Source organism: Kitasatospora sp. SolWspMP-SS2h, from assembly GCF_003259315.1.
GTDB classification, from domain to species: domain Bacteria; phylum Actinomycetota; class Actinomycetes; order Streptomycetales; family Streptomycetaceae; genus Kitasatospora; species Kitasatospora fiedleri.
This window is the reverse complement of record NZ_QLLT01000012.1, coordinates 206,413-227,995: the sequence shown is the minus strand read 5'-3', so window position 1 is coordinate 227,995 and position 21,583 is coordinate 206,413. Positions and strand designations below refer to the sequence as shown.

General features: G+C 76.0%; 22 protein-coding genes and 1 pseudogene. 8 read left to right on the top strand and 15 right to left on the bottom strand.

Annotated features, from left to right (window positions below; translation table 11 throughout):
- Window positions 1-61 precede the first annotated feature (61 nt).
- A complete protein-coding gene (locus K353_RS17230) occupies window positions 62-568 on the bottom strand; it encodes a MarR family winged helix-turn-helix transcriptional regulator (protein WP_111554467.1) in 507 nt (168 codons plus the stop codon).
- A 95-nt stretch (window positions 569-663) separates the two neighbouring features.
- Between K353_RS17230 and K353_RS34390 the strand changes: the two genes are divergently transcribed.
- On the top strand, window positions 664-801 hold the full coding sequence (locus K353_RS34390; RefSeq protein ID WP_158585423.1) for a hypothetical protein: 138 nt from the start codon (window positions 664-666) through the stop codon (window positions 799-801).
- A gap of 186 nt (window positions 802-987) precedes the next feature.
- Here the strand turns inward: K353_RS34390 and K353_RS17225 are convergent, their stop codons facing one another.
- The 3 genes from K353_RS17225 to K353_RS17215 form a co-directional block, all read right to left on the bottom strand.
- On the bottom strand, window positions 988-1,602 hold the full coding sequence (locus tag K353_RS17225; protein WP_100838404.1) for a DUF305 domain-containing protein: 615 nt from the start codon (window positions 1,600-1,602) through the stop codon (window positions 988-990).
- A 140-nt stretch (window positions 1,603-1,742) separates the two neighbouring features.
- The gene (locus tag K353_RS17220; RefSeq protein WP_111554465.1) at window positions 1,743-2,474 is read right to left on the bottom strand and encodes a DUF3105 domain-containing protein; all 732 of its coding nucleotides are present in this window, start codon (window positions 2,472-2,474) and stop codon (window positions 1,743-1,745) included.
- 113 nt (window positions 2,475-2,587) lie between these two features.
- The gene (locus tag K353_RS17215) at window positions 2,588-3,100 is read right to left on the bottom strand and encodes a hypothetical protein (RefSeq protein ID WP_111554464.1); all 513 of its coding nucleotides are present in this window, start codon (window positions 3,098-3,100) and stop codon (window positions 2,588-2,590) included.
- A 302-nt stretch (window positions 3,101-3,402) separates the two neighbouring features.
- Here K353_RS17215 and K353_RS17210 point away from each other — a divergent pair, with 302 nt between their 5' ends.
- Complete coding sequence (locus K353_RS17210; RefSeq protein ID WP_111554463.1) at window positions 3,403-5,283, top strand: hypothetical protein; 1,881 nt, start codon at window positions 3,403-3,405, stop codon at window positions 5,281-5,283.
- A gap of 105 nt (window positions 5,284-5,388) precedes the next feature.
- On the opposite strand, the gene K353_RS17200 is transcribed toward K353_RS17210, so the two are convergent.
- From K353_RS17200 to K353_RS37195, 3 genes and pseudogenes are all read right to left on the bottom strand, one after another.
- The gene (locus K353_RS17200) at window positions 5,389-5,997 is read right to left on the bottom strand and encodes a TetR/AcrR family transcriptional regulator (protein ID WP_111554462.1); all 609 of its coding nucleotides are present in this window, start codon (window positions 5,995-5,997) and stop codon (window positions 5,389-5,391) included.
- Between the two features lie 410 nt (window positions 5,998-6,407).
- Entirely contained in the window at window positions 6,408-6,977 is a 570-nt protein-coding gene (locus K353_RS17195; RefSeq protein WP_233533636.1) for a GntR family transcriptional regulator, read from the bottom strand.
- A gap of 27 nt (window positions 6,978-7,004) precedes the next feature.
- Window positions 7,005-7,049: pseudogene (locus tag K353_RS37195) on the bottom strand (hypothetical protein); the annotation flags it as partial.
- 170 nt (window positions 7,050-7,219) lie between these two features.
- Here K353_RS37195 and K353_RS17190 point away from each other — a divergent pair.
- Both K353_RS17190 and K353_RS17185 read left to right on the top strand, forming a co-directional pair.
- A complete protein-coding gene (locus tag K353_RS17190; protein ID WP_146616489.1) occupies window positions 7,220-7,456 on the top strand; it encodes a hypothetical protein in 237 nt (78 codons plus the stop codon).
- Window positions 7,453-7,683 carry a hypothetical protein gene (locus K353_RS17185; protein WP_111554459.1) on the top strand — a complete coding sequence of 77 codons (231 nt, stop codon included), beginning with the start codon at window positions 7,453-7,455 and terminating at the stop codon, window positions 7,681-7,683. Before K353_RS17190 ends, K353_RS17185 begins: the two co-directional genes overlap by 4 nt.
- Before the next feature lie 126 nt (window positions 7,684-7,809).
- Here the strand turns inward: K353_RS17185 and K353_RS17180 are convergent, their stop codons facing one another.
- Genes K353_RS17180 through ureA form a run of 3 tightly spaced genes read right to left on the bottom strand, consistent with a single transcriptional unit; the run spans window position 7,810 to window position 11,399 of the window.
- The gene (locus K353_RS17180) at window positions 7,810-8,862 is read right to left on the bottom strand and encodes an agmatine/peptidylarginine deiminase (protein WP_111554458.1); all 1,053 of its coding nucleotides are present in this window, start codon (window positions 8,860-8,862) and stop codon (window positions 7,810-7,812) included.
- 31 nt (window positions 8,863-8,893) lie between these two features.
- Window positions 8,894-10,615, bottom strand: coding sequence for an urease subunit alpha (locus K353_RS17175; RefSeq protein WP_111554457.1), 1,722 nt, complete (start codon window positions 10,613-10,615; stop codon window positions 8,894-8,896).
- A gap of 28 nt (window positions 10,616-10,643) precedes the next feature.
- The gene (ureA, locus tag K353_RS17170) at window positions 10,644-11,399 is read right to left on the bottom strand and encodes an urease subunit gamma (protein ID WP_199528131.1); all 756 of its coding nucleotides are present in this window, start codon (window positions 11,397-11,399) and stop codon (window positions 10,644-10,646) included.
- Window positions 11,400-11,690: 291 nt separating this feature from the next.
- On the opposite strand from ureA, the gene K353_RS17165 reads away from it, so the two are divergent.
- Together K353_RS17165 and K353_RS17160 are read left to right on the top strand one after the other, a co-directional pair.
- Window positions 11,691-12,188 carry an ATP-binding protein gene (locus K353_RS17165; protein ID WP_199528130.1) on the top strand — a complete coding sequence of 166 codons (498 nt, stop codon included), beginning with the start codon at window positions 11,691-11,693 and terminating at the stop codon, window positions 12,186-12,188.
- Between the two features lie 273 nt (window positions 12,189-12,461).
- Window positions 12,462-14,657, top strand: coding sequence for a SpoIIE family protein phosphatase (locus K353_RS17160; RefSeq protein ID WP_158585422.1), 2,196 nt, complete (start codon window positions 12,462-12,464; stop codon window positions 14,655-14,657).
- A 53-nt stretch (window positions 14,658-14,710) separates the two neighbouring features.
- Here the strand turns inward: K353_RS17160 and K353_RS17155 are convergent, their stop codons facing one another.
- The 5 genes from K353_RS17155 to K353_RS17135 all read right to left on the bottom strand — a co-directional run bounded on the left by K353_RS17155 (window position 14,711) and on the right by K353_RS17135 (window position 19,434).
- Complete coding sequence (locus tag K353_RS17155; RefSeq protein WP_111554454.1) at window positions 14,711-15,718, bottom strand: DUF2637 domain-containing protein; 1,008 nt, start codon at window positions 15,716-15,718, stop codon at window positions 14,711-14,713.
- A gap of 145 nt (window positions 15,719-15,863) precedes the next feature.
- Window positions 15,864-16,694 (bottom strand): (2Fe-2S)-binding protein, encoded by an 831-nt coding sequence (locus K353_RS17150; RefSeq protein ID WP_111554453.1) that lies wholly within the window; start codon window positions 16,692-16,694, stop codon window positions 15,864-15,866.
- Between the two features lie 95 nt (window positions 16,695-16,789).
- Entirely contained in the window at window positions 16,790-17,569 is a 780-nt protein-coding gene (locus K353_RS17145; protein WP_146616488.1) for a hypothetical protein, read from the bottom strand.
- A gap of 189 nt (window positions 17,570-17,758) precedes the next feature.
- Window positions 17,759-18,616: a hypothetical protein gene (locus tag K353_RS17140; RefSeq protein WP_233533635.1), complete on the bottom strand. Its 858-nt coding sequence runs from the start codon at window positions 18,614-18,616 to the stop codon at window positions 17,759-17,761.
- A 227-nt stretch (window positions 18,617-18,843) separates the two neighbouring features.
- A complete protein-coding gene (locus K353_RS17135; protein ID WP_111554451.1) occupies window positions 18,844-19,434 on the bottom strand; it encodes an NTP transferase domain-containing protein in 591 nt (196 codons plus the stop codon).
- Between the two features lie 130 nt (window positions 19,435-19,564).
- Here K353_RS17135 and moaA point away from each other — a divergent pair, with 130 nt between their 5' ends.
- Entirely contained in the window at window positions 19,565-20,596 is a 1,032-nt protein-coding gene (moaA, locus tag K353_RS17130; protein ID WP_111554450.1) for a GTP 3',8-cyclase MoaA, read from the top strand.
- Window positions 20,597-20,811: 215 nt separating this feature from the next.
- Complete coding sequence (locus K353_RS17125; RefSeq protein ID WP_111554449.1) at window positions 20,812-21,561, top strand: HNH endonuclease family protein; 750 nt, start codon at window positions 20,812-20,814, stop codon at window positions 21,559-21,561.
- Window positions 21,562-21,583: the final 22 nt, after the last annotated feature.

The following is a 21,583-nucleotide window of genomic DNA, read 5'->3' as shown; positions in this document are numbered from 1 at the left end:
GCGAGCCGCCGGTACGCCTCGTGCGCGGCGGTGTCGCCGCGCCGGGTCGCCGAGCCGGGCCTCACCGCGCCGGGTCGGTGCCCGCGAGGGAGTGGGCGAGGCGGTCGAGGCCGGGGAGGGCGCGCATGACGGCTTCGCGGTCGGTGGGGGCGAGGCTTTCGAGGGCGGTGGCGAGGCGGCGTTCGTGGGCGCTCTGCCAGTCGCGCAGTTGCTGGTGGCCGGCTTCGGTGAGGGCGATCCGGGCGGTGCGGCGGTCGCCCGGGTCGGGTTGGCGGTCGACCAGGCCGGCCTCCAGGAGCTTGGAGACGAGGCCGCTGACGGTGTTCGGGGCGAGGCGTTGGCGGGCCGCCAGTTCGCCGACCCGCAGGGGGGAGGCGGCGAGGGTCTGGAGGAGTTCGACCTGGGCCATCGGCAGCGCCTCCCAGGGGAACTCGGATCTGATCGAGCTCCGCAGTGCCCGGCGCAGGCGGGTGATCACGTCGGTGAGCTGCTGGGCCCCGGCGAGCGCGTCGGCGCCCGCGTCCACGGGTCCGGGCGGCTGCGGGACGGGCTGGGGCTGCGAGGACATGGCGGACAGCGTAGCGTCCGGCCACCCGCGCGCCGGCGGGAGTCCACCCGTCGACCGGCCGGAACAGTGCCCTGACCAGGGAGGGAACGGAGGCGGTGCAGGGGAAGGGGGAGGGGCGGCAAGGTGGCGATGTCCTGGCCGTCCACCGGGCCGGGACGGCGGCGGGCGGCCGGATCGTCCTGCCGCTGCTCGCGGCGGTCGCCGCGCTGGCGGTCCGACTCTGCCAGGACTGAGCGGGACTGAGCGGGAAGGGGAGGGGAGGGGCGAGGGGGGGGAAGGGGGGGTGAAGGGCAACGAGATCGAGGGGTGGCGGGGAGAACGCCTGAGGGCGCCGCCCGGGAATCCCGGGCGGCGCCCTCCGGCGCGGCGTGGTGGCGTTGACGCGGTGCGCCGCGCTGCGGTGGCGTCACGTCGTGGCGTCAGGGAGCGGGCTGGGCGCCGCGCTCGGTGAGCATGTCGGTCATCAGCTGGATCTCGGCGTGCTGCGCGTCGACCATGCCCTGGGCGAGTCGCTTCTCCGGGGCGTTGGTCCCCGCGTCCACGTACGCCTGGGCCATCTCCGCGCCCGCCCGGTGGTGCTTGATCATCAGCTGCAGGTAGAACACCTCGGCGTCCCGGCCGCTGAGCGAACGGAGCTTGTCCAGTTCGGTGTTGGTCGCCATGCCGGGCATCAGCGAGCCGTCGTGCGCCTCGTAGGTGTGCCCCATCCAGGTCATCGGCTTGGCGTTGCTGTTCTGCGAGAGGCCCCACTGGTCGAGGAAGCCCATCAGCATGCCGCGCTGGTTGGCCTGGGTGTTGATGATGTCGAACGCGAGGCCGCGCACCGCCTCGTCCTGGGTGCGGTCCCGGACGATGAACGACATGTCGATGGCCTGCTGGTGGTGCATCGCCATGTCGCGGGCGAACCCGGCCTCCGCCGAGTCGGTGCCCGGCGCGGCCGGGGCCGTCGAGGCGGTCGCCGAACTGCCGGACGCCGGGGTGCTGCCGGAGACCAGCGCCGGGACGCCGAGCCCCAGCGCGACCACGGCGGCCAGCGCGGCGGGCCACCAGAACGCCCGCCGGCCGCGACGGGCGGCCGGCCGCTGCGGCCCGTACTCGTACCCGGCGGACGCCTCGGGTGCCTCGTACGCCTCGTCGTCGTCCGGTTCCGGCCCCTCGCCGGTGCGGGCGGCGGTCACATCGCCCCCGAGCTGCAGCTGGCGCCCTGCTCCAGGGTCTGCGGGCCCTGCACGAACTTGGCGAAGAAGGTGTCGATCCGCGGGTCGCTGGCGGAGTCCACGATCAGCTGGTTGCTCCACGCGGTCAGCGTGATGGTGCCCTGCTCGTCCGGGTACGGGCTCATCAGGCTGTACGGGGTGGCCTTGACCTTGTCGCTGAGCGCCTTGATGTCCTCGGCGGTGGCCTTGCCGTTGTAGGTGACCCAGACCGCGCCGTGCTCCAGCGAGTGCACCGCGTTCTCGTTCTTGACCGGCTTGTCGTAGACGTTGCCCATGCAGGTCTGCCAGACCGGGTTGTGGTCGCCGCCGACCGGCGGGGTCTGCGGGTACTTCACCTCGGTCTGGACGTGGTTCTGGGTGAACTTGCCGAAGGTCTGGAGGCCCGGGATGTCGGCCTTCGCGGCGTCGTCCTTGGCCTTCTGCGCGGCGTCGGCGGCGGCCGCGGCGGCGGCCTTCTTCTTGTCGTTCTTGTCCTTGGCGTCCAGCGCCAGCCAGGTGCCGCCGCCGATCATGGCGAGCACCAGGGCGGACGAGATGCCGATGGTGAGGAGCTTGTTGCGGCGCTCGCGGCGCTGCTCGACGGCGCGCAGCTCGGCGATCCGGGCCCGGCGGTCGGCCTGCTGGGCGGACTTGCTGCCCGGCTTGGGCTGCTTGCCGGTGGGGTTGGACTGCTTCGAGGCGGAACCCATGGGTGTCTTCCTTGTCCCCGCCGTGGCGAGCACGGCGGTCTGCGGTGGGGTGGGGGCAGCGGAGCCGCCGACCTCCCCCGCGCGGCGGGGCGGCGGTCGGCGGTGGGTTCCGCTCAGGACCGGTGAACCTGCAGGGCGTGCAGGTCGGGTGCGTGGTGCGCCCCCGTCGGCGTGCCGTCGGCCGAGGCGGCGGGCGTCACCGGCGGGGCGACCAGCCGGGGCCGGACGGCCGTGCCGGGCTCCGGCGGCGCGTTCGGCAGGTGCGACTCCGGACCGCAGAAGGGGTGGCTGGAACAGCCGTGACCGGGCACCGGGCCCGGGTTCTCCGCGGTGCACAGGATGAACGTCGCCCCGGGGGCCTCCGCCGCCGTCTCCGCTGCCGCCGTCTCCGCCGGGTCCGGCGCGGGCGGAAGGTGGTGCGACACCGCCGTGGCCGCCGTCCGGACCGCCCCGGCGGACGGGCCCGCGACGGGCACCGCCCCCGGCCGCGCGGACGCGCCGTGCGCCTCCGGCCCGGCCGACGGGGAACTCAGCGGCCGCGCGGTCGCGGCGGTCGCCGCGCACGGCAGCAGCGCGAGCAGCGCGGCCAGCAGCAGGGACCACAGCACCGCCGCCGGACGGAGCACCGCGCATGCGGCTCCTCCGGGGCGGGTACGAGATCCTGGCGCGGTCATGCGCACATATTAATCAGCCGATCGGGTGAAGTGATGCCCCCCTTGGGCTCTCATTTTCCGGCCGAACGCCCCACGGCCCCGCCCCCGAAGGCCCTGCTGGGGCCCACCCGCCCCGGTACCCCGCCCACCCGCGCCACCTGTGGCCGGAACCCCTACCCGGACGTCCGCGCGATCTTCCGAATCCCGGACACCGTCGTCGCACTTCGCGAGAATGGCCTGACGTCCGGCCCCCCTCACGGATCAGGAGCGGTCAGTTGAACGAGCAGGGCCCGCCCCGGCAGCCCCGTCCCGACGACGCCTGGTGGCACACCGTCTACGCGGGCCCCGCCGGCACCCTCCCCGACACCCCCGCCGCGGACGCCGGCACCGGTACCGTCGACGACTGGTTCACCACCGCCGCCGGACTGATCGCCCCGCAACGCCGCCCGGAGGAGGACGCCTCGGCCGGGGGACCGGTGCGGGAGCCGGAACCTGCACCGTCCCCGACATCCGCGCAGGCGCAGGCGCAGGCGCAGGCGCAGGCGCAGGCGCAGGTCCCGGCACGGGCGCAGGCACCGGCCCAGGCACCGGCCCAGGCGCCGGAGCGTGCGGCCGGGGAGGCGGCGGAGACGGCGGTCGAGGCGCAGCCCGGTCCGCCGCCGCGCAGTTGGGCCGAGGCCGCCTGGCCCGACCTTTCGAAGGAACCGGCCGCCCCCGCGCCGACACCGACCCTGACGGACCTGCCGACCCCCGGAACGGAGGCGGAAGCGGGGACGAAGCCGGCAGCGGAACCGGCCCCGCGACCCGCGCCCGAGCGGCAGCCGGAACCCCAGGCCGCGCCCGAGCCCGCCCCGGCACCCGAGCCCGCCCCGGCGCCCGAGCCCGCCCCGGCGCCCGAGCCCGCCCCGGCGCCGATGCCGGAACCCGTCCCGGCGCCGACGTCGACCCCGACGGACCTGCCGGCCGCCGGAACGGAGGCGGAAGCGGGGACGCAGCTGGTAGCGGAGCCGGTCGCCCGACCCGAGCCCAAGCCCGAGCCCGAGCCGGACCCCCAGGCCGCGCCCGAGCCCGTCCCGGCACCGGAACCCGCTCCTGCCCCCGCTCCCACCCCCCGCCCCGGGCCGACCGTCGTCGCGCAGCCCTCGTCCGTCGCGGAGCCCCCGTCGCCGGAGCGGGCCGCGTCCGCGCCCTGGCTGGGGCGTCCGCAGGCGCCGGCGGTGCCGCACGTGGGGGAGCGGCCCCCGACGTACGCGCCCGAGCCGACCAACCTGCCCGCCGCCGATCCGGCGGGACTGGCCACGGTGGTGCCCGACACGGCCGTCGACGGGGCCCGGTTCGCGGGCACCACGCTGCGGGCGGTGTCCATCCGCGGCGACTCGGCCCGCTACCGGGGCGAGCCGCGCACCGACGCCCTGCTCACCGTCCGGTTCGGCGAGGGCGAGGAGGCGCTGGTGCTCACCGTGCTGGCCGCGCCCGCCCGCCGGGCCAACGCCCAGTGGGGGTCCGTCGCGGCGGACGAGGCGGCCCGGCAGCTGGCCGCCGCGATCGGCCGCAGCCGGGCCGAACTCGCCGCCGACCTGCGGGCCGGCGCCCGCGACCGCCTGCGTTACGGCCTCCAGCGGATCGCCCTCCAGGCCGTGGTGCAGCTGCGCAGCGCCGCGGAGACGGCCGCCCACGAGGCGGCGCACGAGGCCGCGCAGCACGGGGAGGGCGACGGGACGTCCGGGCTGCCGCCGGAGGAGACCGCCTCGCTGCACTGCCTGCTGATGTCGGCGGACCCGGCCGCGACCCACCGCGCCGCGTTCGGCACCGGCCCCGGCGGGCTCTACCTGCTGCGCTCCGGACACTGGATCGACGCCTACGCCGCGCGGCTGCTGCACCACCCCGACGGGCAGCCGCCGCTCCCGCCGGCCGCGCCGCCCGCGCCCCGGCCGTTCCGCTTCCGCCTGGTCCCGGCCACCTCCGGCGACATCCTGCTCCTGTGCACGCCGGGCCTGGCCGCGCCGATCGCCGAGGAGCCGGCCGTCGCCCACTTCCTCTCCAACCACTGGGCGCACCCGCACCCGCCGGGCACCGTCGACTTCCTGCGCCAGATCCAGGTCCGCGCCAAGGGCCACGCGGACGACCGCACCGCGGCCGCGGTCTGGACGGAGTAGCCGGACCGGAGTGGACGGACCGGCCGGAGCAGATGGAGCGGCCGGTCCGGACGGTCTGGACGGAGCGACCGGACCGCAGCCCGGTGCCGGGGGTCCGAAGCCGCCCTAGGCGGGCAGCCCCAGCAGGGCGTGCGCCGCGGACCTGGCCTGGGCGAGGGCCCCGTCGCGGGTGGTGGCGGGCAGGCCGATGGCGAGCGGGACGGCGAGGCCGTCGAGCAGGGCGCGCAGTTGGGCCGCGCGGGCGGGGGTGGTGCCGGGGGCGGGGAGGAGTCCGGTGTCGCGGCCCTCGGCGAGCAGGGCGGTGAGGTCGTCCTGCCAGGGGGTCTCGATGTCGAGCTGGCCCTGGCGGAGCTCCGCCGTGCCGGGGGAGCGGCTCCACACCTCGATCCACAGGATCCACCGGGGGTCGCCGGGGCCCTCCGGGAGGTACAGCTCCAGGTAGCGGTCGAGCCGTTCGAGGACGGGGTCCTCGCGGCGGGCGAGGGCGCGGTCGCGGCGCTCGCCGAGCTGGGCCTCGCTCCAGCGGAGGGTCTCCAGCAGGAGCTGGTCCTTGCTGCCGAAGTAGTAGAGGAGGTGTCCGGCGCTCATGCCGAGCTGTTCGCCGAGGCCGGCCATGGTGAGCCGGGCCAGGCCGTGTTCGGCGATCGCGGCGCGGGCGGCGGCGTAGACCTCTGCGCGGGGGCGCGCCGGGCGGCGGGTGCGCGGCTGCGCCATCCGTACTCCTCGGTGTGTCGCTGGTCGGGGGCCGCTCCGGGGCGGGAGGTCCCGGGACGGGGGACCTCCGGGACGGCGAAGCGCCCGTCCCGGGGCCTCCCGCCCGGAAAGCTCCTGGTGCGGAAGCCCCCCGTACGGGAAGTCTCCCGCAGGGGAAGTCTCCCGCACGGGTGCGCGCGGGGTTCACCAGCCGCCGTGCCCGGGGCTCTCGGTGGTCTCCCGGCGGCCGTTGGCGGGTCCGGCGCGGTGGGCGCGGCGGAGCGGGGCGGCGGCCCGGGCGGGGTCGAGGCCGGGGCCGGGCGCAGGAGTCCGGCGGTCGGGCCGTCCGGGTTCTCGGGGTCCACGGGTCCGTCCCACCGCTTCCCGCGGGCGGGTGTCCTCTCCGGTGGGCGCCCGCCCGCGGCCGGGGGTCAGGCGCCGGGCGGGCGGCCGTACCGGGTGGCCCAGCGTTCGCCGGGCAGGACGAGGTCGGCGGTCTCGACGGGACGGCCGGTGGCCTGGTCGTAGTGGGTGCGGCGGATGGCGAGGGCGGGCACGCCGGGCAGCAGCGCGAGGGCCTGGGCCTCGGCGCGGGTGAGATTGCGGGCGCTGACCTGTTCGACGGGTTCGCCGACCTCGATGCCGATGCGGGCCATCCGCGCGGCGATGCCGATCCCGGAGTACGGCCCGGCTTCGGGCAGCACGATCAGGGCCTGGCCGGTGACGGCCATCGGCTCCCAGGACTCGGCGAGGTACCCGGGCTCGCCGTCGACCAGGTAGACGTACGAGGTGTGCATCACCGGGTCCTCGGGTGCGATGCCGAGGCGTTCGGCGATCTGCGGGCTGGCCGCCTCGGTGGTGGACTGGCTGCGCCAGGAGGGGGTGACGCCCTGTTCGGCGAGGCCGGTGGTGTCCGGTCCGGTGGTACCGGCGAGGCGGACCAGCGGACGGGGCGGCTCCTGGTCCCGGACGAAGTAGCCGCGCCCCTGTTTGGCGAGCACCACGCCTTCCTGCTCCAGCAGCCGGTAGGCGGACTGGCCGACGCCGTGCGAGAAGCCGTACTGGGCCCGCAGGTCGGCCAGCGACGGGAGTTGACTGCCCGGCGACCTGGAGATAAGCGGAGGGCCCGCTGCCGGTCATGGAACATCCTCCGAAAGGTGTGTGGTCCAGCCGATCGGTGACACAGTATCCCGGGTGGCACTACTCTACGTGTAGAGCTTTGCCCTATGTGTACTCTGGGGGAGTGGTGCAGATCAGCACGCGCGCGTCCGACCTGCGGACGGCTATCGAACGGGCCTCGGGCGCACCGGCGGACGTGCGATGCGCCGTCGGCAGCACCAGGATCAGCATTCCCTGTCCACCCGGCGACGCCCTGACCTGGGGAGAACTGCTCCGGGCCCTGCGCACCGCCGACCGCTGGGGATCGGTCACCGCCGACGGAGAGACCGTCATCTGGGCCCAGATCGAGGAGGAGCCGTGACCGCCGACCAGTCGCAGGCCGGGTCGCAGCCGGGCAGTCCGGACCACCGCTACCGGCCGTGCCGGGAGTGTCCGCGCTGTACAGCTGGGACCGGCCGCGCCCCCGTCCTGGAACGGGACTGCTGGGACGCCTTCCTGACCGACGCCGTCGCCGCGATGGCCGAACGCCGCCGGCGCGAGCGCCGCCGGGAGGAGGAGTGGGGCGTGTTCGACCCGCCGCTGCCCTGACGGCGGGCTGACGGACTGGCGGGCCGACGGGCCGACGGGCCGAGGGGAACGGACAACGGCCGGGGGCCGGAACTCCCCTTACGGGAAGGGCAGTTCCGGCCCCCGGCCGTTGCGGGTCAAGACAGGTCAGGCCCGGGGCTGCTGCTGCGTGATGCAGTGAATGCCGCCGCCGTTGGCGAAGATCTCGCGGGCGTCGACCAGTTCGACGGTGCGGCCCGGGTACGCCTTCTCCAGGATCGCCTTGGCCTGCTCGTCGCGCGGGTCGTCGAACGCGCACAGCACGACCACGCCGTTGGCCACGTAGTGGTTGACGTACGAGTAGTCGACCGGCTCGCCGTCCTCGTCCCACAGCACGGTGGGTGCCGGGAGTTCGATCACCTCCAGGGTGCGGCCCCGGGCGTCGGTGGCGGTGCGCAGCAGGTCGGCGAGCTCCCGGCAGACGGCGTGGTCGGGGTGGGCCGGGTCGGGCTGGGAGTGGACGACCACGGTGCCGGGGCGGACGAAGGCGGCGACGATGTCGATGTGGCCGCGGGTGCCGAACTCGTCGTAGTCGCGGGTCAGTCCGCGCGGCAGCCAGATCGCCCTGCTGGTGCCCAGGTGGGCGTGCAGCTCGGCCTCGACCTGCTCGCGGGTCCAGTCGGCGTTGCGGCCCTCGCCGAGCTGCACGGTGTCGGTGACCAGGACGGTGCCCTCGCCGTCGACGTGGATGCCGCCGCCCTCGTTGACCAGCCGGGAGGCGAAGCGCCGCACGCCGGTCAGGTCGGTGACGTGCTCGGCGACGTCCTGGTCCTTGTCCCAGCGGGCCCAGGACTGCGCGCCCCAGCCGTTGAACACCCAGTCGGCGGCGGCCGTTTCGCCGTTCCCGTCGATCAGGAAGGACGGGCCGGTGTCGCGCATCCAGGCGTCGTTCAGCGGCCGTTCGACGATCTCCACCTCGGCGGCGAGGTAGGGGCGGGCGGCCTCGGCCTCGCCGGTGTTCACCACCAGGGTGACCGGCTCGTACCGGACGATCGTGTTGGCGACCTCGGCCCAGGCGCGGCGGGCCGCGTCGAGCTGCTCGGCGCCGTCGAAGGTCGGGTTGGCGGTGGGGAAGGCCATCCAGGTGCGCTGGTGCGGGTGCCACTCGGCGGGCATCCGGAAGCCGAGCTCGGCCGGGGTGGGGGTGGGGGAGTCGGTCATGAGGGTGGATTCCTAGGTGGGGGAGGGGTGTTCAGAGGAAGTAAAGGCGGCTGAGCGAGACCGAGTCGGCGGGCGCCGAGCGCAGCGGCTCGCCGTCCAGCGAGACCAGTCCGGTCGCGGAGACGTCGACCCGGCCGAGCCGGCCGTTGCGCAGCATCGAGCGCGGCCCGATGCCGCGCGTCCCGCGCACGCCCACCCGCCGCCTGCGGGTGGGCAGTTGGTCGCCGGCCACGTCCAGGTAGGCGGAGTCGGCGGCGGCCCGGGCGACGAACGCCACCGAGAGGTCCGCGGCGGTGGCCCCGTGCGCGCCGAACTGCGGCCCCAGCACCAGGGGTTCGCAGCGGTCGGTGGAGGCGTTCGGGTCGCCGACCACGCCGTACGCGGGGAAGCCGGCCTTCAGGACGAGCTGCGGCTTGGCGCCGAAGTGGTCGGGGCGCCACAGCACCAGGTCGGCCAGCTTGCCGACCTCGATCGACCCGACCTCGTGCGAGAGGCCGTGCGCGATGGCCGGGTTGACGGTCAGCTTGGCGATGTAGCGCAGCACCCGCTCGTTGTCGTCGCCGCTCTCGGCCGTCCCGTACGAGCCGGTGCCGTCCAGCGGGCCGAGTTCGGCCTTCATCTTCCCGGCCATCGCGAAGGTGCGGCGCACCGTCTCGCCGGCCCGGCCCATGCCCTGGGCGTCGGAGGAGGTGATGCCGATGACGCCCAGGTCGTGCAGCACGTCCTCGGCGCCCATGGTGCCGGCCCGGATGCGGTCCCGGGCCATCGCGGCGTCGCCGGGCAGGTCGGGCTTGAGGTCGTGGGCGGAGACGATCATGTCGTAGTGCTCGCCCAGCGCGTCCCGGCCGAACGGGAGGGTGGGGTTGGTGGAGGAGCCGATGACGTTCTCCACGCCCGCCATCTTCAGCACGTTCGGCACGTGGCCGCCGCCGCAGCCCTCGATGTGGAAGGCGTGGATGGTCCGGCCCTCCAGCACCGCGAGGGTGTCCTCCACCGACAGGCACTCGTTCAACCCGTCGGTGTGCAGGGCGACCTGGACGTCGTACTCCTCGGCGACCCGCAGCGCGGTGTCCAGCGCCCGGGTGTGCGCGCCCATGTCCTCGTGCACCTTGAAGCCGGAGGCGCCGCCCTCGGCCAGCGCCTCCACCAGCGGGGCCGGGTCGGAGGACGAACCCCGGCCCAGGAAGCCGATGTTGACCGGCCAGGCGTCGAAGGCGTTGAACGCGTGCCGCAGCGCCCAGGGCGAGTTGACGCCCACGCCCCAGACCGGGCCGAACTCCTGCCCGATGATCGTGGTCACGCCGGAGGCCAGCGACGCCTCCATGATGCGCGGGGAGAGCAGGTGGACGTGGGTGTCGATCGCGCCGGCGGTGGCGATCAGGCCCTCGCCCGAGACGATGGTGGTGCCGGTGCCGACCACCACCTCCACCCCGTCCAGGGTGTCCGGGTTGCCGGCCCGGCCGATCCCGGTGATCCGGCCGGCCCGGATGCCGATCGAGGTCTTCCGGATGCCCTGCACCGCGTCGATCACCAGCACGTTGGAGACCACCACGTCGCAGGTCTCCCGGACGGCGGCCGGCTTCAGGTGCAGCCCGTCCCGGGCGGTCTTGCCGAACCCGGCCAGGAACTCGTCGCCCGGGGCCTGCGAGTCCGACTCGACCCGGACGATCAGCCCCGAGTCGCCGAGCCGGACCCGGTCGCCCGCGCGCGGGCCGTGCACCGCGATGTAGTCGTGCGGGGTGATGGCGCTCATGCGGGGTCCTTCCGGCTGGTCGAGGGGGTCACCGGGCGGGCTCGGCGTCGCCGGGACCGGTGCGGTCGAAACCGGCGTCGTCCAGCCCGGCGTCGTCGAACTCCGTCAGGTAGCCCGTGGCCCGGGCCTTCGCGAGCGCCGCCTCCTTCGCGCCCGGCGCGTCCAGCGGTCCGTCCACCAGTCCGGCGAACCCGATCGCCACCCGGGCCCCGCCGATCGGCACCAGGCCGACCTCGACGGTGGCGCCCGGGTCGAAGCGCACCGAGGAGCCGGCCGGCACCGCGAGGCGGGTGCCGTACGCGGCGGCCCGGTCGAAGGCCAGCCGCGGGTTGGACTCGAAGAAGTGGAAGTGCGAGGTCACCGAGATCGGCACCGCGGCGGTGTTGTGCACCGGCAGCAGCAGCGACTCCTCGACCGGGTCGTACCCGGCCCCGGCGCCGGGCAGCGCCGCGCCCGGCGCGTCCTCGCCCAGCGAGCCCGCCCCGCGGAACGGGTCGGTGACCACCGCGAGCCGGGTGCCGTCCTCGAACACCGCCTCCACCTGCACCACCGTCACCACGTCCGCGACGCCCGGCAGCACGTCCGCGGCGCTCAGCACGCTGCGGCCGGCCTCGATCGCCTCGGCGAGCCGCCGGCCGTCGCGGGCCGCCTCGCAGACCGCGTCCGCGATCAGCGCCGTCGCCTCGGGGACGTTCAACCGCACGCCCCGCGCCCGGCGGGCGCGGGCCAGTTCGGCCGCGGTGAAGATCAGCAGCCGGTCCCGTTCGGTGGGGGTCAGTCGCACGGTGCCTCGCTTTGCGGGGGTCGCGGGAGTGGTGGGGGTGCCGGGGCGGCGGGGAGGAGCCGGTACAGATGTTAGAACGTCGTTCAAACTTAGCACCGCCGACACCCCGGGCACACGGGTGGGAAGGACCCGGCGCACGGACCGGGAGGACGGCGCACCGCGGCACCCGGGCGGCCCGAGGGGTTTTCCGGGTGCGGAGTGGGCATGAGGAGAGGCGAGGAGCGGCTGCCGGACCGCCGGGGGAGCGGGGGCGGCGCGGTGCGGAGCCACGGCGGGGGGCGTACGAGGTCGATGGACGGTCAGGCGAGGTTCCCGCGGCAGCGGTCGGCGTCGTGGCGGGAGGGGGCCGAGCGCCGGGGGCCGGTACCGGAGGCGCCGGCGGCGCACCTGCCCGGGTGCGCGCTGCACCGCAGGCTGCACGCCGCGCTGGACGCGGCGGACCTGCCGGCGGTCGGCGCGGTCCGCCGCCGGCTGCGGGCCGCGCTGGAGCGCTGGGGCGTCCCCGCGGAGCTCGCCGACACCGCGGAGCTGCTCGCCTCCGAGCTGGTCGCCAACGCGCTGGTGCACACCGGCCGGGGCGCGGTGTTCGACGCGGTGCTGACCGACGCCGCCCGGCTGCGGGTCGAGGTGCAGGACGGCGCCGGCGGCCGGGTGCCCAACCGCCGCGCGGCCTCCGAGACGGCCACCTCGGGGCGCGGCCTGCTGCTGGTGGAGGCGCTGGCGGACGACTGGGGCGTGCAGCTGCGGGCGGACGGGAAGACCACCTGGTTCGAACTGTCCGCGGCCTGAACCGGTCCTTCCGGCCCGCCGCCGGAGACCACCCGGAGCACCGCGCGGCCCCGCCCTGAGCGCCGCGCGGACGGGGCCGCGGGTGAACGCGCCGGACGTGATCGTGTGCGACCCGTACCGTTCGGCCCAGCGGCATTGCCGCCTTGCCGAACATACGAGAGGGTAGTGAGAATGTGTGCCAGGAGGCACGCACCATCATCGCGGCCCGGCCGGCCCGGCAGGGGACACGGGTTCCCCCGCGGCCGCCGGGCAAGGCACACCGGCAGGAGAAGCATGGCCACAGAGCCCGAGGCGCCTGGGCCCGCCCGCCGCACCCCGCCCGCCCAGGCCACCAGGAACGAGACCCCCGCGAACCCGCTGCGCACCGCCCCCGGCCCGTCCGTCGGCCGCCCCGTGCCGTCCTCCGGGCGCGGCCTGCCGACCCGCACCGGCGACTCCAGCCCCGAGTGGCTGGAACCGGCGATGGCCGCCAACGGCATCGGTTCGTTCGACTGGGACATCCGCCGCGACGCGCTGGTCGGCGACCAGCGCGCCTGCGCGATCCTCGGCCTGGTCGGGCAGCCCTTCGACCGCACCGCCGCCTCCTTCCTGGCCCTGCTGCACCCCGAGGACGCGCCCGTGGTGCGCCGCCGGGTCGAGCGCGCCGTCGCCGAACTCGGCCAGTGCGGCGCCTATTACCGCACCGTCTTCCCCGACGGCGAACTGCACGCCGTGCGCTTCCGCGGCCGGGTGCTCGCCGACGCCTTCGGCCGCCCGTCCCGGATGGTCGGCTTCGTCTGGGACGCCACCGTCGAACTGCACAAGCGCGAGCGCGCCGACGAACTGGCCGTGCTGCGCGAGCAGCGCTCCCGGTTCATCAAGGAGGCCGCCCGGGCGCTCTCCGACGCCGTCACCGTCCGGGACGTCGCCCGGGTCTTCACCGAACTGCCGCTGCCGGGCCTGGGCCCCGACGGCCTCGCGCTGGCCTCCCTGGAGGCCGGACGGATCGCGCTGCTCGGCTCCACCGGTTACCAGAGCGGCCTCAGCACCCGGTTCGACCGCGTCCCGCTGGCCCCCACCCACCCCGCCGCCGAGGCGGTCCGGCAGCGCGCCCCGGTCTTCGTCTCCAGCCGCGAGGAGTACCGCGAGCGCTACCCCGAAGCCTGGGACTGGGCCGAGCGGAGCGGCCGCTCCTCCTGGGCCTTCCTGCCGCTGATCGCCAGCGGCCGCCCCACCGGCATCTGCGTGGTCTCCTTCGACGACGACCGCGAACTCGACGCCGACGAGCGGACCCTGCTCTCCACCCTGGGCGGCCTGGTCGCCCAGTCGCTGGCCCGGGCCCGCCTGCACGACGCCGAGCACGAACTCGCCGCCGGCCTCCAGCGCGTCATGCTGCCCCGCACCGTCCCCGCCGTCCCCGGCGTCAGCACCGCCGTCCGCTACCTCGCGGCCGGCTCCGGCCTCCAGATCGGCGGCGACTGGTACGACGTCGTCCCGCTCCCCGGCGGGCACGTCGGCCTGGTCATCGGCGACGTCCAGGGCCACGACGTGCACGCCGCCGGCATCATGGGCCAGCTGCGGATCGCGCTGCGCGCCTACGCCGCCGAGGGCCACCCGCCCGCCGCGGTGATGGCCCGCGCCTCCCGCTTCCTCGCCGACCTCGACACCGACCACTTCGCCACCTGCACCTACGCCGAGGTCAACGTCGACTACGGCGTGGTCTACGCCGTCCGGGCCGGGCACCTCGACCCGGTGGTGCGCCGCGCCGACGGCACCGCGCACCCCGTCCCGGTCGCCGGCGGCCTGCCGCTGGGCGTCGACCCCGACGAGGAGTACCGGGTCACCCGGTTCAGCCTCGACCCCGGCGAGACGGTCGTGCTCTGCACCGACGGGCTGGTCGAGGCCCGCGACATGGACCTCGACACCGGTTTCGCCCGGCTCTGCGAGACCGTCTCCGGCGAGCTCCCCGGCATCGACGAGTCACCCCGCGAACCGCTGGAGGAACTCGCCGACCGGATCGCCTCCCAGGCCGCCGACGGCAGCGAGCGCGAGGACGACATCGCCCTGCTCCTGCTGCGCTGGGACGGCCCCGCGGGCGGGCGCGCCGCGCAGCAGCTGCGCCGCCGGATCGGCCAGGCCGACCTGGCCCGGATCGCCGAACTGCGCGGCGAACTCCGGGACGCGCTGCGGCGCTGGGGCGTGCCCGACCTGATCGACACCGCCGAGCTGCTCTCCTCCGAACTCGTCACCAACGCGATCCGGCACACCGACCGCGACGCGATGTTCACCGCCCGCCTCTACCAGGAGCACGGCCGGGCCCGGCTGCGGGTCGAGGTCGAGGACGAGTCCGACCTCTGGCCGACCCGCCGCACCCCCGGCGAGCAGGCGTCCTCCGGCCGCGGCCTGATGCTGGTCGAGGCGCTCGCCGACACCTGGGGCGTGGAGCCCCGGGGCACCGGCAAGCGGATGTGGTTCGAACTCAGCAGCTGACGGGCCTCGGGGGCGTCAGCTGTCGACGGGTGCGACGGGCGCGACGGGCGCCCTCACCCGAACTGCTGCTCCAGGTCCTTGAGCTTCTGCTCCAGCGAGTCGAGCCGCGGCAGGGTCACGGTGTCCTCCTCCGGGGTGAGGTCGATGCTGCGGTGCGCCGCCGGGGTGGCGGGGAGGCCGGCGGGCGCTATGGCGGGCTCCGTCGGGGCGGACGGCGCGGGGGCCGTGGCGGGTTCGAGCTGGCGGGCGGTGCGGTGGCGCCAGCCGGCGCCCGGCTGGCGGCCGATCGCCCGGATCTCGGCCCGCTCCCGGCGGGAGGCCAGCCTGCGGCGCTCGCGGTCCTCGGCCGCCGTCCGCTTGTCGTCGCGGACCTCCTCGACCGCCTCGTCCAGGGTGCGCACGCCCTCCAGCAGCATCAGCGACCAGGCGGCGTAGGTCTCGCGCGGGGCGCGCAGCCAGCGGACCACCCGGATCTGCGGCAGCGGACGGGGCACCAGGCCCTGCTCGCGGAGGGCGGCGACCCGGGTCTGCTTCAGTGCGCGGTCGAACAGGACGGCCGCCGAGAGCGACATTCCGGCGAAGAACTGCGGGGCGCCGTCGTGGCCGAGGCCGCGCGGGGCGTGCACCCAGTTGAACCAGGCGGACGCGGCGGCGAACAGCCACACCAGCAGGCGGGAGCCGAGCGCGGCGTCGCCGTGGCTGGCCTCGCGGACGGCGAGCACCGAGCAGAACATCGCCGCGCCGTCCAGGCCGAACGGGACCAGGTACTCCCAGCCGCCGGACAGGCCCAGGTTCTGGACGCCGAAGCCGACCAGCCCGTGGAAGGAGAGCGCGGCGGCGACCGCGGCGCAGCAGAAGAGCAGCAGGTAGGAGGCGCCGCCGTAGAGGGACTCGGTGCGGCGGCGGCGCTCCTCGGCCCGCTCCCAGGAGGAGTCCGGCCCGCTGCCCGCGGTGGTGGCGGAGCCGGTGCGGCTGCGGGCGAAGGCCAGCAGGGCGACGGCGGCCACCAGGGCGGCCGTACCGGCGACGGCCCAGCCCAGCGGTATGTCCGACAGTCTCATGACCTGATCCAGCCTCGCTTTCCGGGTCGTGATGGCGGGGACCATCATGGCGGAGAAATTCGGCGATCGAGGCGGGATCGGGGCCATTACCCCGATAGGGGGGAATTTCCCCAGGGTTATCCCCGGAAATGAATGATGGTCAGACCTATTTGGCGCGCGGGCAGCTGACGCAGAGTTCGGTCGGCCGGACGGTGTAGTACAGGCAGCAGCTGACCCTGGTCCGGGCCCGCCCGCCGCCCTCGGCGCGGAAGCCCGGCGTGCCCACGAACGGGGCCGCGGCGGCGTCGCCGGTCAGCAGCGCCTCCAGTGCCGCCACCGCCCGCGGCTCCTCGCCCAGCAGGCCCGCCACGTACCAGAGGCCGTCCACCACGTCGTCGGTCACCAGCCCCCACAGGGTGCGCGGGCCGCGCCGGACCAGGGGGCGGAAGGAGTCCAGGACGGGCGCGAAGTGCTCGGCGAGCGCGGTGCGCAGGGCGGCGTCGAGCGCCCGGCGGTCCGGCACGACCAGCGCGTCGGCGCGGCCGGCGGCCGGGTCGTCGGGCAGGCAGTGGAAACCGGCCGGACGGGCGGTCAGCTCCCCGGTGGTCCGGTTGATCGAGACCCGCGACGGCGGCAGCACCGGCACCCGGCGCTCCAGCAGCCAGGGCAGCGTGAAGGCCAGCGCGACCGGCCAGGCGTAGCGGTGCAGGCTGAACCCGGCGGTGACGTCCGGCCGGGTCGGCGCGCCGTACAGGTCGAGGCCGAGGCGCTCGTCCAAGGCGACCATCGCCTCCAGCGCCGCCGCGTCCCCGGCCAGCGCCGCGGCGGTGGTCCAGCCGGGGCCGGTGCGCGGGGCGGCGTGGTGGATGCGCAGGTCGGGGAAGACCTGGCCCAGCCGCAGCCAGCTCCCCCGGCAGGGGAGGGCGTCGCGGGCGGCGGGCGCGGCGGAGGCGGTGGCGGTGGCGGTGGGGGTCTGCTCGACCTGGTACGTGGTCACGCGGGCTCCCTGGGTGGTGCTCCCGGGAGCGGGCCCGGGCACGGCGAGGTGGACCTGCCCGGGCCACTGCTCGCCCCGGACAGGTAAGGCTCACCTTAGCTGATGCCGCGCCGCAGGTCGCGCGGTGCGCCGCCGTCCGGGGGACCGGGCTGCGCCGGGACCTGGGCCAGCCGCCTCGCCAGCCACACCGGCACCCCGCCGAGCGCCTGCACCAGCCGGGCCGCCTCCGCCCGCAGCCGCTCCGCCTCGGCCGGCTCCGACACCTCCGCCAGCGAGGCCAGCGCCGGCGCCACCCCCACCGTGAAACCCAGCTGCTCGCGCAGCCGCAGCGAGGCCGCGAACCCGGCCCGAGCCCGCTCCCGGTCGCCCGCCGCCCGGGCCAGGCCCGCCAGGTGCCGCCAGGTCGAGGAGCGCAGCAGCTCGTCCCCGCGTTCCCGGGCCCCCTCGTGCGCCCGGGCGTACGCGCTGTGCGCCGCCGCCGGGTCGTGCAGCAGGTTCTCCGCGACCAGCCCGCGCCGGAAGTCCAGCAGCGGACGCCCCGCCGCCCGCGGCGCCAGCAGCGCCGACGTCCGCCCGAGCGCCGCCTGCGCCTCGTCCAGCCGGTCCCGGCGGCCCAGCACGCTCGCCACGTACGCCAGGAACCCCCGGGCGCAGGAGGCCGCCGCCCGCGCCTCGATGCCCGCGACCGACGCCTCCGCCTGGCGCAGCGCGTCCTCCGCCCGCTCCCAGTGGTCCGCGGTGAACAGGCACTGCTCGATCAGCAGCTCCGCCCGCTGGAGCGCCGCGGCCGGGTCCCGCCCGGCCTGCGGGCGCAGCAGGTCGGCCGCCTCCTGCCAGCAGCCGCGCGACCTCAGCCGCCAGACGACGTCCGCCATGCCCCCCGGGGCAGTCCCGTGCACCGACAACGCCACCTCCTTGTGCGCGCCATGCAACGACCCGCCGGCCTCCCCAAGCGCCCGCGCCGTGGCGGCAATTCAACACGCGCCGGAGCTTGTGCACCAGATCACGAGCGCGAGGAAATCCGGAACGGCCCGATCCGGACGGTGGCGTGCCGCGGCGGGGCCTCAGGACGTCCAGCCGGTCTCCATCAGGGCCTCGGCGGCGCCGTTCGACGGCTGCGGGATGCCCGCCGCGTCCAGCGTGAACAGGGCTACCAGCAGCTGCTCGCCGCGGACCACGGTCTGCCGGGAGTAGCCGGAGACGGTGAACATGGCCGCCGCGACGTCCTCGCCGTGGAGGGTTTCCAGCCACAGGCACTCCACCGCCTTGACGTCGGCGGGCTCGGTCCAGGTGTCCACCCGGGCCACGATCCGCCCGCCCAGCAGGGTGGTGGAGTCCCGCTCCGGGCCGGGCGCCGGCTCCAGGTCGGCGAAGCCCAGCCACTGCAGGTAGCGGGCCGCCGTCAGCACCGCGTCCTGCGGGGTGCGCACCGGCTGCGGGCGGAACGGCGGGCGCAGCGCGCGGGCCGGGCCCGAGCCGGCCGCCGGCGGGTCCGCCACCGGGGCCGGGACGGCCGGCGGGACGGCGGTGGTGTACGGGCGGGCGCTCTCCGCGGGGCGGACCGAGCGCGGCCCGGTGGCCTGCGGGCGCGGCGCCCGGTCCACCGGCAGCCGGACGGTCGCCCCGCAGTCGCAGGTGAACTCCGGCTGCGGCCACTGGTCGCTGCGCCCGCAGTGCGGGCAGCGCATGTTCAGCCAGGAGTCCTCCCAGGACCGGAACCGCACCTGCACCGGAACCCCGCCGCGCAGCAGCGGCACCCGCAGCTGCGCCCCGCACGGGCACGGCAGGCTCGGCGGCTCGTACCGGCGCTCGGCCCGGCAGGCCGGGCAGCGCAACTGGCTCGCTCCCGACGGCGAACCGGGGGGAAACCCGTTCGGGCCCCTCTCGTCGGTGGCGCCGGCGGCGTCCTCGGGCAGCGGCATGGCGGTCACCGTCCGTTCGGATCGGGGTGGGAGGGGATCGGGGGAGGGGGATCGGGGGGAGGGATGAGTCTCCATCCTGGCCGATCGGCGCCCCGACCGGTACGGAATGAGGTATTCCTCCAGCGGAGTTGAGGTGGGGAAAAGGTGCGCGGGCGGTCACGCGCCGGGGGCGCGCGCGACCGCCGTGGCCCCCGGGGCGGACGGGCACCGGCGGGGGTGGCGGGGCGTCAGCCGATGCCCCAGCGGACCAGGTCCGCCGGGGTGTCGAGGTCGTCCGGGACGGCCGCGTCCGTGCAGTCGACCAGGGCCACCGGGCGGGACGCCAGCAGCGCCCGGGCCCCCGCGTCGCCGGTGGCGGTGGTGCGCAGGGCCGGGAAGTGCGCGGCGCCGATCAGCACCGGGTGCGCCCGGCGCCCGGCGTAGGCGCCGGAGGCGAGGTCCGCGGGCCCCGCGTGCACGGCCAGCAGCCGGCGCACCGCCGCCGCGGTGACGCCCGGCGTGTCCACCAGCAGGACCAGCGCGGCCGTCGCCCCCGGCGGCAGCGCGGCCAGGCCCGCGAGCAGCGAGGAGGCCATCCCGGTGCGCCAGTCGGGATTGTCGACGAGTCGACAGCCGCCGGTGTCCACCCGGGCCCGCACCTCCCCGGCCCCCGCGCCCAGCACCGCGACCGCGCCGTCGCAGCCGCCCTCCGCCGCCACCGCCAGCGCGTGCTCCAGCAGCGTCCGCCCCCGGTAGGACAGCAGCGCCTTCGGCCGCCCGCCGAGCCGCGACCCGCCGCCCGCCGCCAGCACCAGGGCCGGCACCCGCAGTTCCGCCATCCCGCCAGTGTGCCCCCGCCCCCCGCCGCCCCGCCTTGGACGATCCGACAGGCCGCCCCCGCCGCCCGCCCGCCGCTCCCGGCCGTTCCGTCCCTGGACCGGCCACCGGCCGCCCCCGTTCACTGGCCCCATGGCACCGCGCACCACTGACGTCCCCGCCGCCGCTCCCGCCGGTGCGCCCGCACCGCTGGTCGACCGCCACGGCCGGGTCCACACCGACCTGCGGCTCTCCCTCACCGACCGGTGCAACCTGCGCTGCACCTACTGCATGCCCGCCGAAGGACTCGACTGGCTGCCCCGCGACCAGACCCTCACCGACGCCGAACTGCTGCGCCTGGCCCGGATCGCCGTCCACCGCCTCGGCATCCGCACCCTGCGGCTCACCGGCGGCGAACCCCTGCTGCGCCGCGGCCTGCCCGACCTGCTCGCCCGGCTCGGCGACCTCGGCGCGGAACTCTCGCTCACCACCAACGGCATCGGACTCGCCCGCCGCGCACCGGAGTTGAAGCGGTCCGGCCTGCACCGGGTGAACGTCAGCCTGGACACCCTGCGCCCCGAGCGCTACGCGGCACTCACCCGCCGGGACCGGCTGCCCGACGTGCTGGCCGGGCTGGCCGCCGCCAAGGCCGCCGGGCTGGAACCGGTGAAGGTCAACGCGGTGCCGGTGCGCGGCGTCAACGAGGACGAACTCGTCGACCTGGTCGAGTTCGCCGTCGACGGCGGCTACCGGATGCGGTTCATCGAGTCCATGCCGCTGGACGCCCAGGGCGCCTGGGACCGGGCCGCGATGGTCACGGCGGCCGAGATCCTCGACGTGCTCGCCGCCCGCTGGCGCCTCGTCCCGGTCGGCCGGCCCGGCAACGCGCCCGCCGAGGAGTGGCGGCTGGCCGGCACCGGCCACGTGGTCGGCGTGATCGCCTCGGTCACCCGCCCGTTCTGCGGCGGCTGCGACCGGGTCCGGCTCACCGCCGACGGGCAGCTGCGCAACTGCCTGTTCGCCACCGAGGAGTCCGACCTGCGCGCCCTGCTGCGCGGCGGCGCCGACGACGCGCGGATCGAACGGGCCTGGCGGGCCTGCGTCGCCGGCAAGCGGCCCGGGCACCGGATCGGCGACGCCGACTTCGTCCGGCCGGAGCGGCCGATGTCCGCGATCGGCGGCTGAGGACGGACGGGGACGGACTGGGACGGACGGGGACGGCGGAGGGGGAGGCCGAGGGGCGGGGGCCCGCGGGGCGGGCGGCGCATTCTCCCAGCCGGAATGCCGGGATCGGGCGGGAAGGAGAGATATGTCATGCGGTGGTCCGGACGGCTTGACCCGGCGGGGCGGGGCTGGTCTCCTGGTGGGCCGTCAGAGTCGCCCAGCCGCAGAGGAATGCCGTGCGAGCCCGCCGTACCGCCGTCGTCGCCGTCCTGTTGCTCGCTCCACTGGCCCTCACCGGGTGCACCAGCGGGAAGAAGGGGTCGAGCGGCACCACCTCCCCCGGGGCGGTCTCGCAGGGGACCAACCCGTTGCAGAACCCGGACGGCACCAAGCCCGGCCTGGCGCCCGTCACCGGCGACGCCGACCGCAAGGCCGGCCTGGACCTGATCGCTCAGGTCAAGACCGCCGACCCCGGGCCGAAGACCGGCTACGACCGGGACCAGTTCGGCCCGGCCTGGACGGACAACGTGGACGGCGTGCCGCTGGGCCACAACAACTGCGGCACCCGGGACGACGTGCTGGCCCGGGACGGGAAGGACGTCGAGCACAAGGACGGCTCGGCCTGCACGGTCACCGGGATGACCATCTGGGACCCGTACACCGGCAAGACGGTGCAGTGGAACAAGCAGCAGGCGTCGAAGATCCAGATCGACCACGTGATGCCGCTCTCCTACGACTGGCAGCAGGGCGCCGCCAAGTGGGAGAAGGCCAAGCGGGTACAGATCGCCAACGACCCGCTCAACCTGATCCCCGCCGACGGCTCGCAGAACGCCGCGAAGGGCGACTCCGGCCCGGCCACCTGGCTGCCCGCCAACACCGAGGTGCGCTGCTCGTACGCGATCCGGTGGGCGCAGGTGTCGCTGAAGTACCAGCTGCCGGTGACGCCCGCCGACAAGAAGACCATGCTCGCGCTCTGCGGCGGCTGACGGCCGCCGGCGGCGGCGCGGT

What these genes read in the sequence shown, in the direction of transcription:
- K353_RS17230 (WP_111554467.1), bottom strand. Translation starts at nt 568, where the DNA reads ATGTCCTCGCAGCCCCAGCCCGTCCCGCAGCCGCCCGGACCCGTGGAC.
- K353_RS17220 (WP_111554465.1), bottom strand. Translation starts at nt 2,474, where the DNA reads ATGGGTTCCGCCTCGAAGCAGTCCAACCCCACCGGCAAGCAGCCCAAG.
- K353_RS17200 (WP_111554462.1), bottom strand. Translation starts at nt 5,997, where the DNA reads ATGGCGCAGCCGCGCACCCGCCGCCCGGCGCGCCCCCGCGCAGAGGTC.
- K353_RS17180 (WP_111554458.1), bottom strand. Translation starts at nt 8,862, where the DNA reads ATGACCGACTCCCCCACCCCCACCCCGGCCGAGCTCGGCTTCCGGATG.
- K353_RS17175 (WP_111554457.1), bottom strand. Translation starts at nt 10,615, where the DNA reads ATGAGCGCCATCACCCCGCACGACTACATCGCGGTGCACGGCCCGCGC.
- K353_RS17165 (WP_199528130.1), top strand. Translation starts at nt 11,691, where the DNA reads ATGGACGGTCAGGCGAGGTTCCCGCGGCAGCGGTCGGCGTCGTGGCGG.
- K353_RS17160 (WP_158585422.1), top strand. Translation starts at nt 12,462, where the DNA reads ATGGCCACAGAGCCCGAGGCGCCTGGGCCCGCCCGCCGCACCCCGCCC.
- K353_RS17155 (WP_111554454.1), bottom strand. Translation starts at nt 15,718, where the DNA reads ATGAGACTGTCGGACATACCGCTGGGCTGGGCCGTCGCCGGTACGGCC.
- K353_RS17145 (WP_146616488.1), bottom strand. Translation starts at nt 17,569, where the DNA reads ATGGCGGACGTCGTCTGGCGGCTGAGGTCGCGCGGCTGCTGGCAGGAG.
- K353_RS17140 (WP_233533635.1), bottom strand. Translation starts at nt 18,616, where the DNA reads ATGCCGCTGCCCGAGGACGCCGCCGGCGCCACCGACGAGAGGGGCCCG.
- K353_RS17135 (WP_111554451.1), bottom strand. Translation starts at nt 19,434, where the DNA reads ATGGCGGAACTGCGGGTGCCGGCCCTGGTGCTGGCGGCGGGCGGCGGG.
- moaA (WP_111554450.1), top strand. Translation starts at nt 19,565, where the DNA reads ATGGCACCGCGCACCACTGACGTCCCCGCCGCCGCTCCCGCCGGTGCG.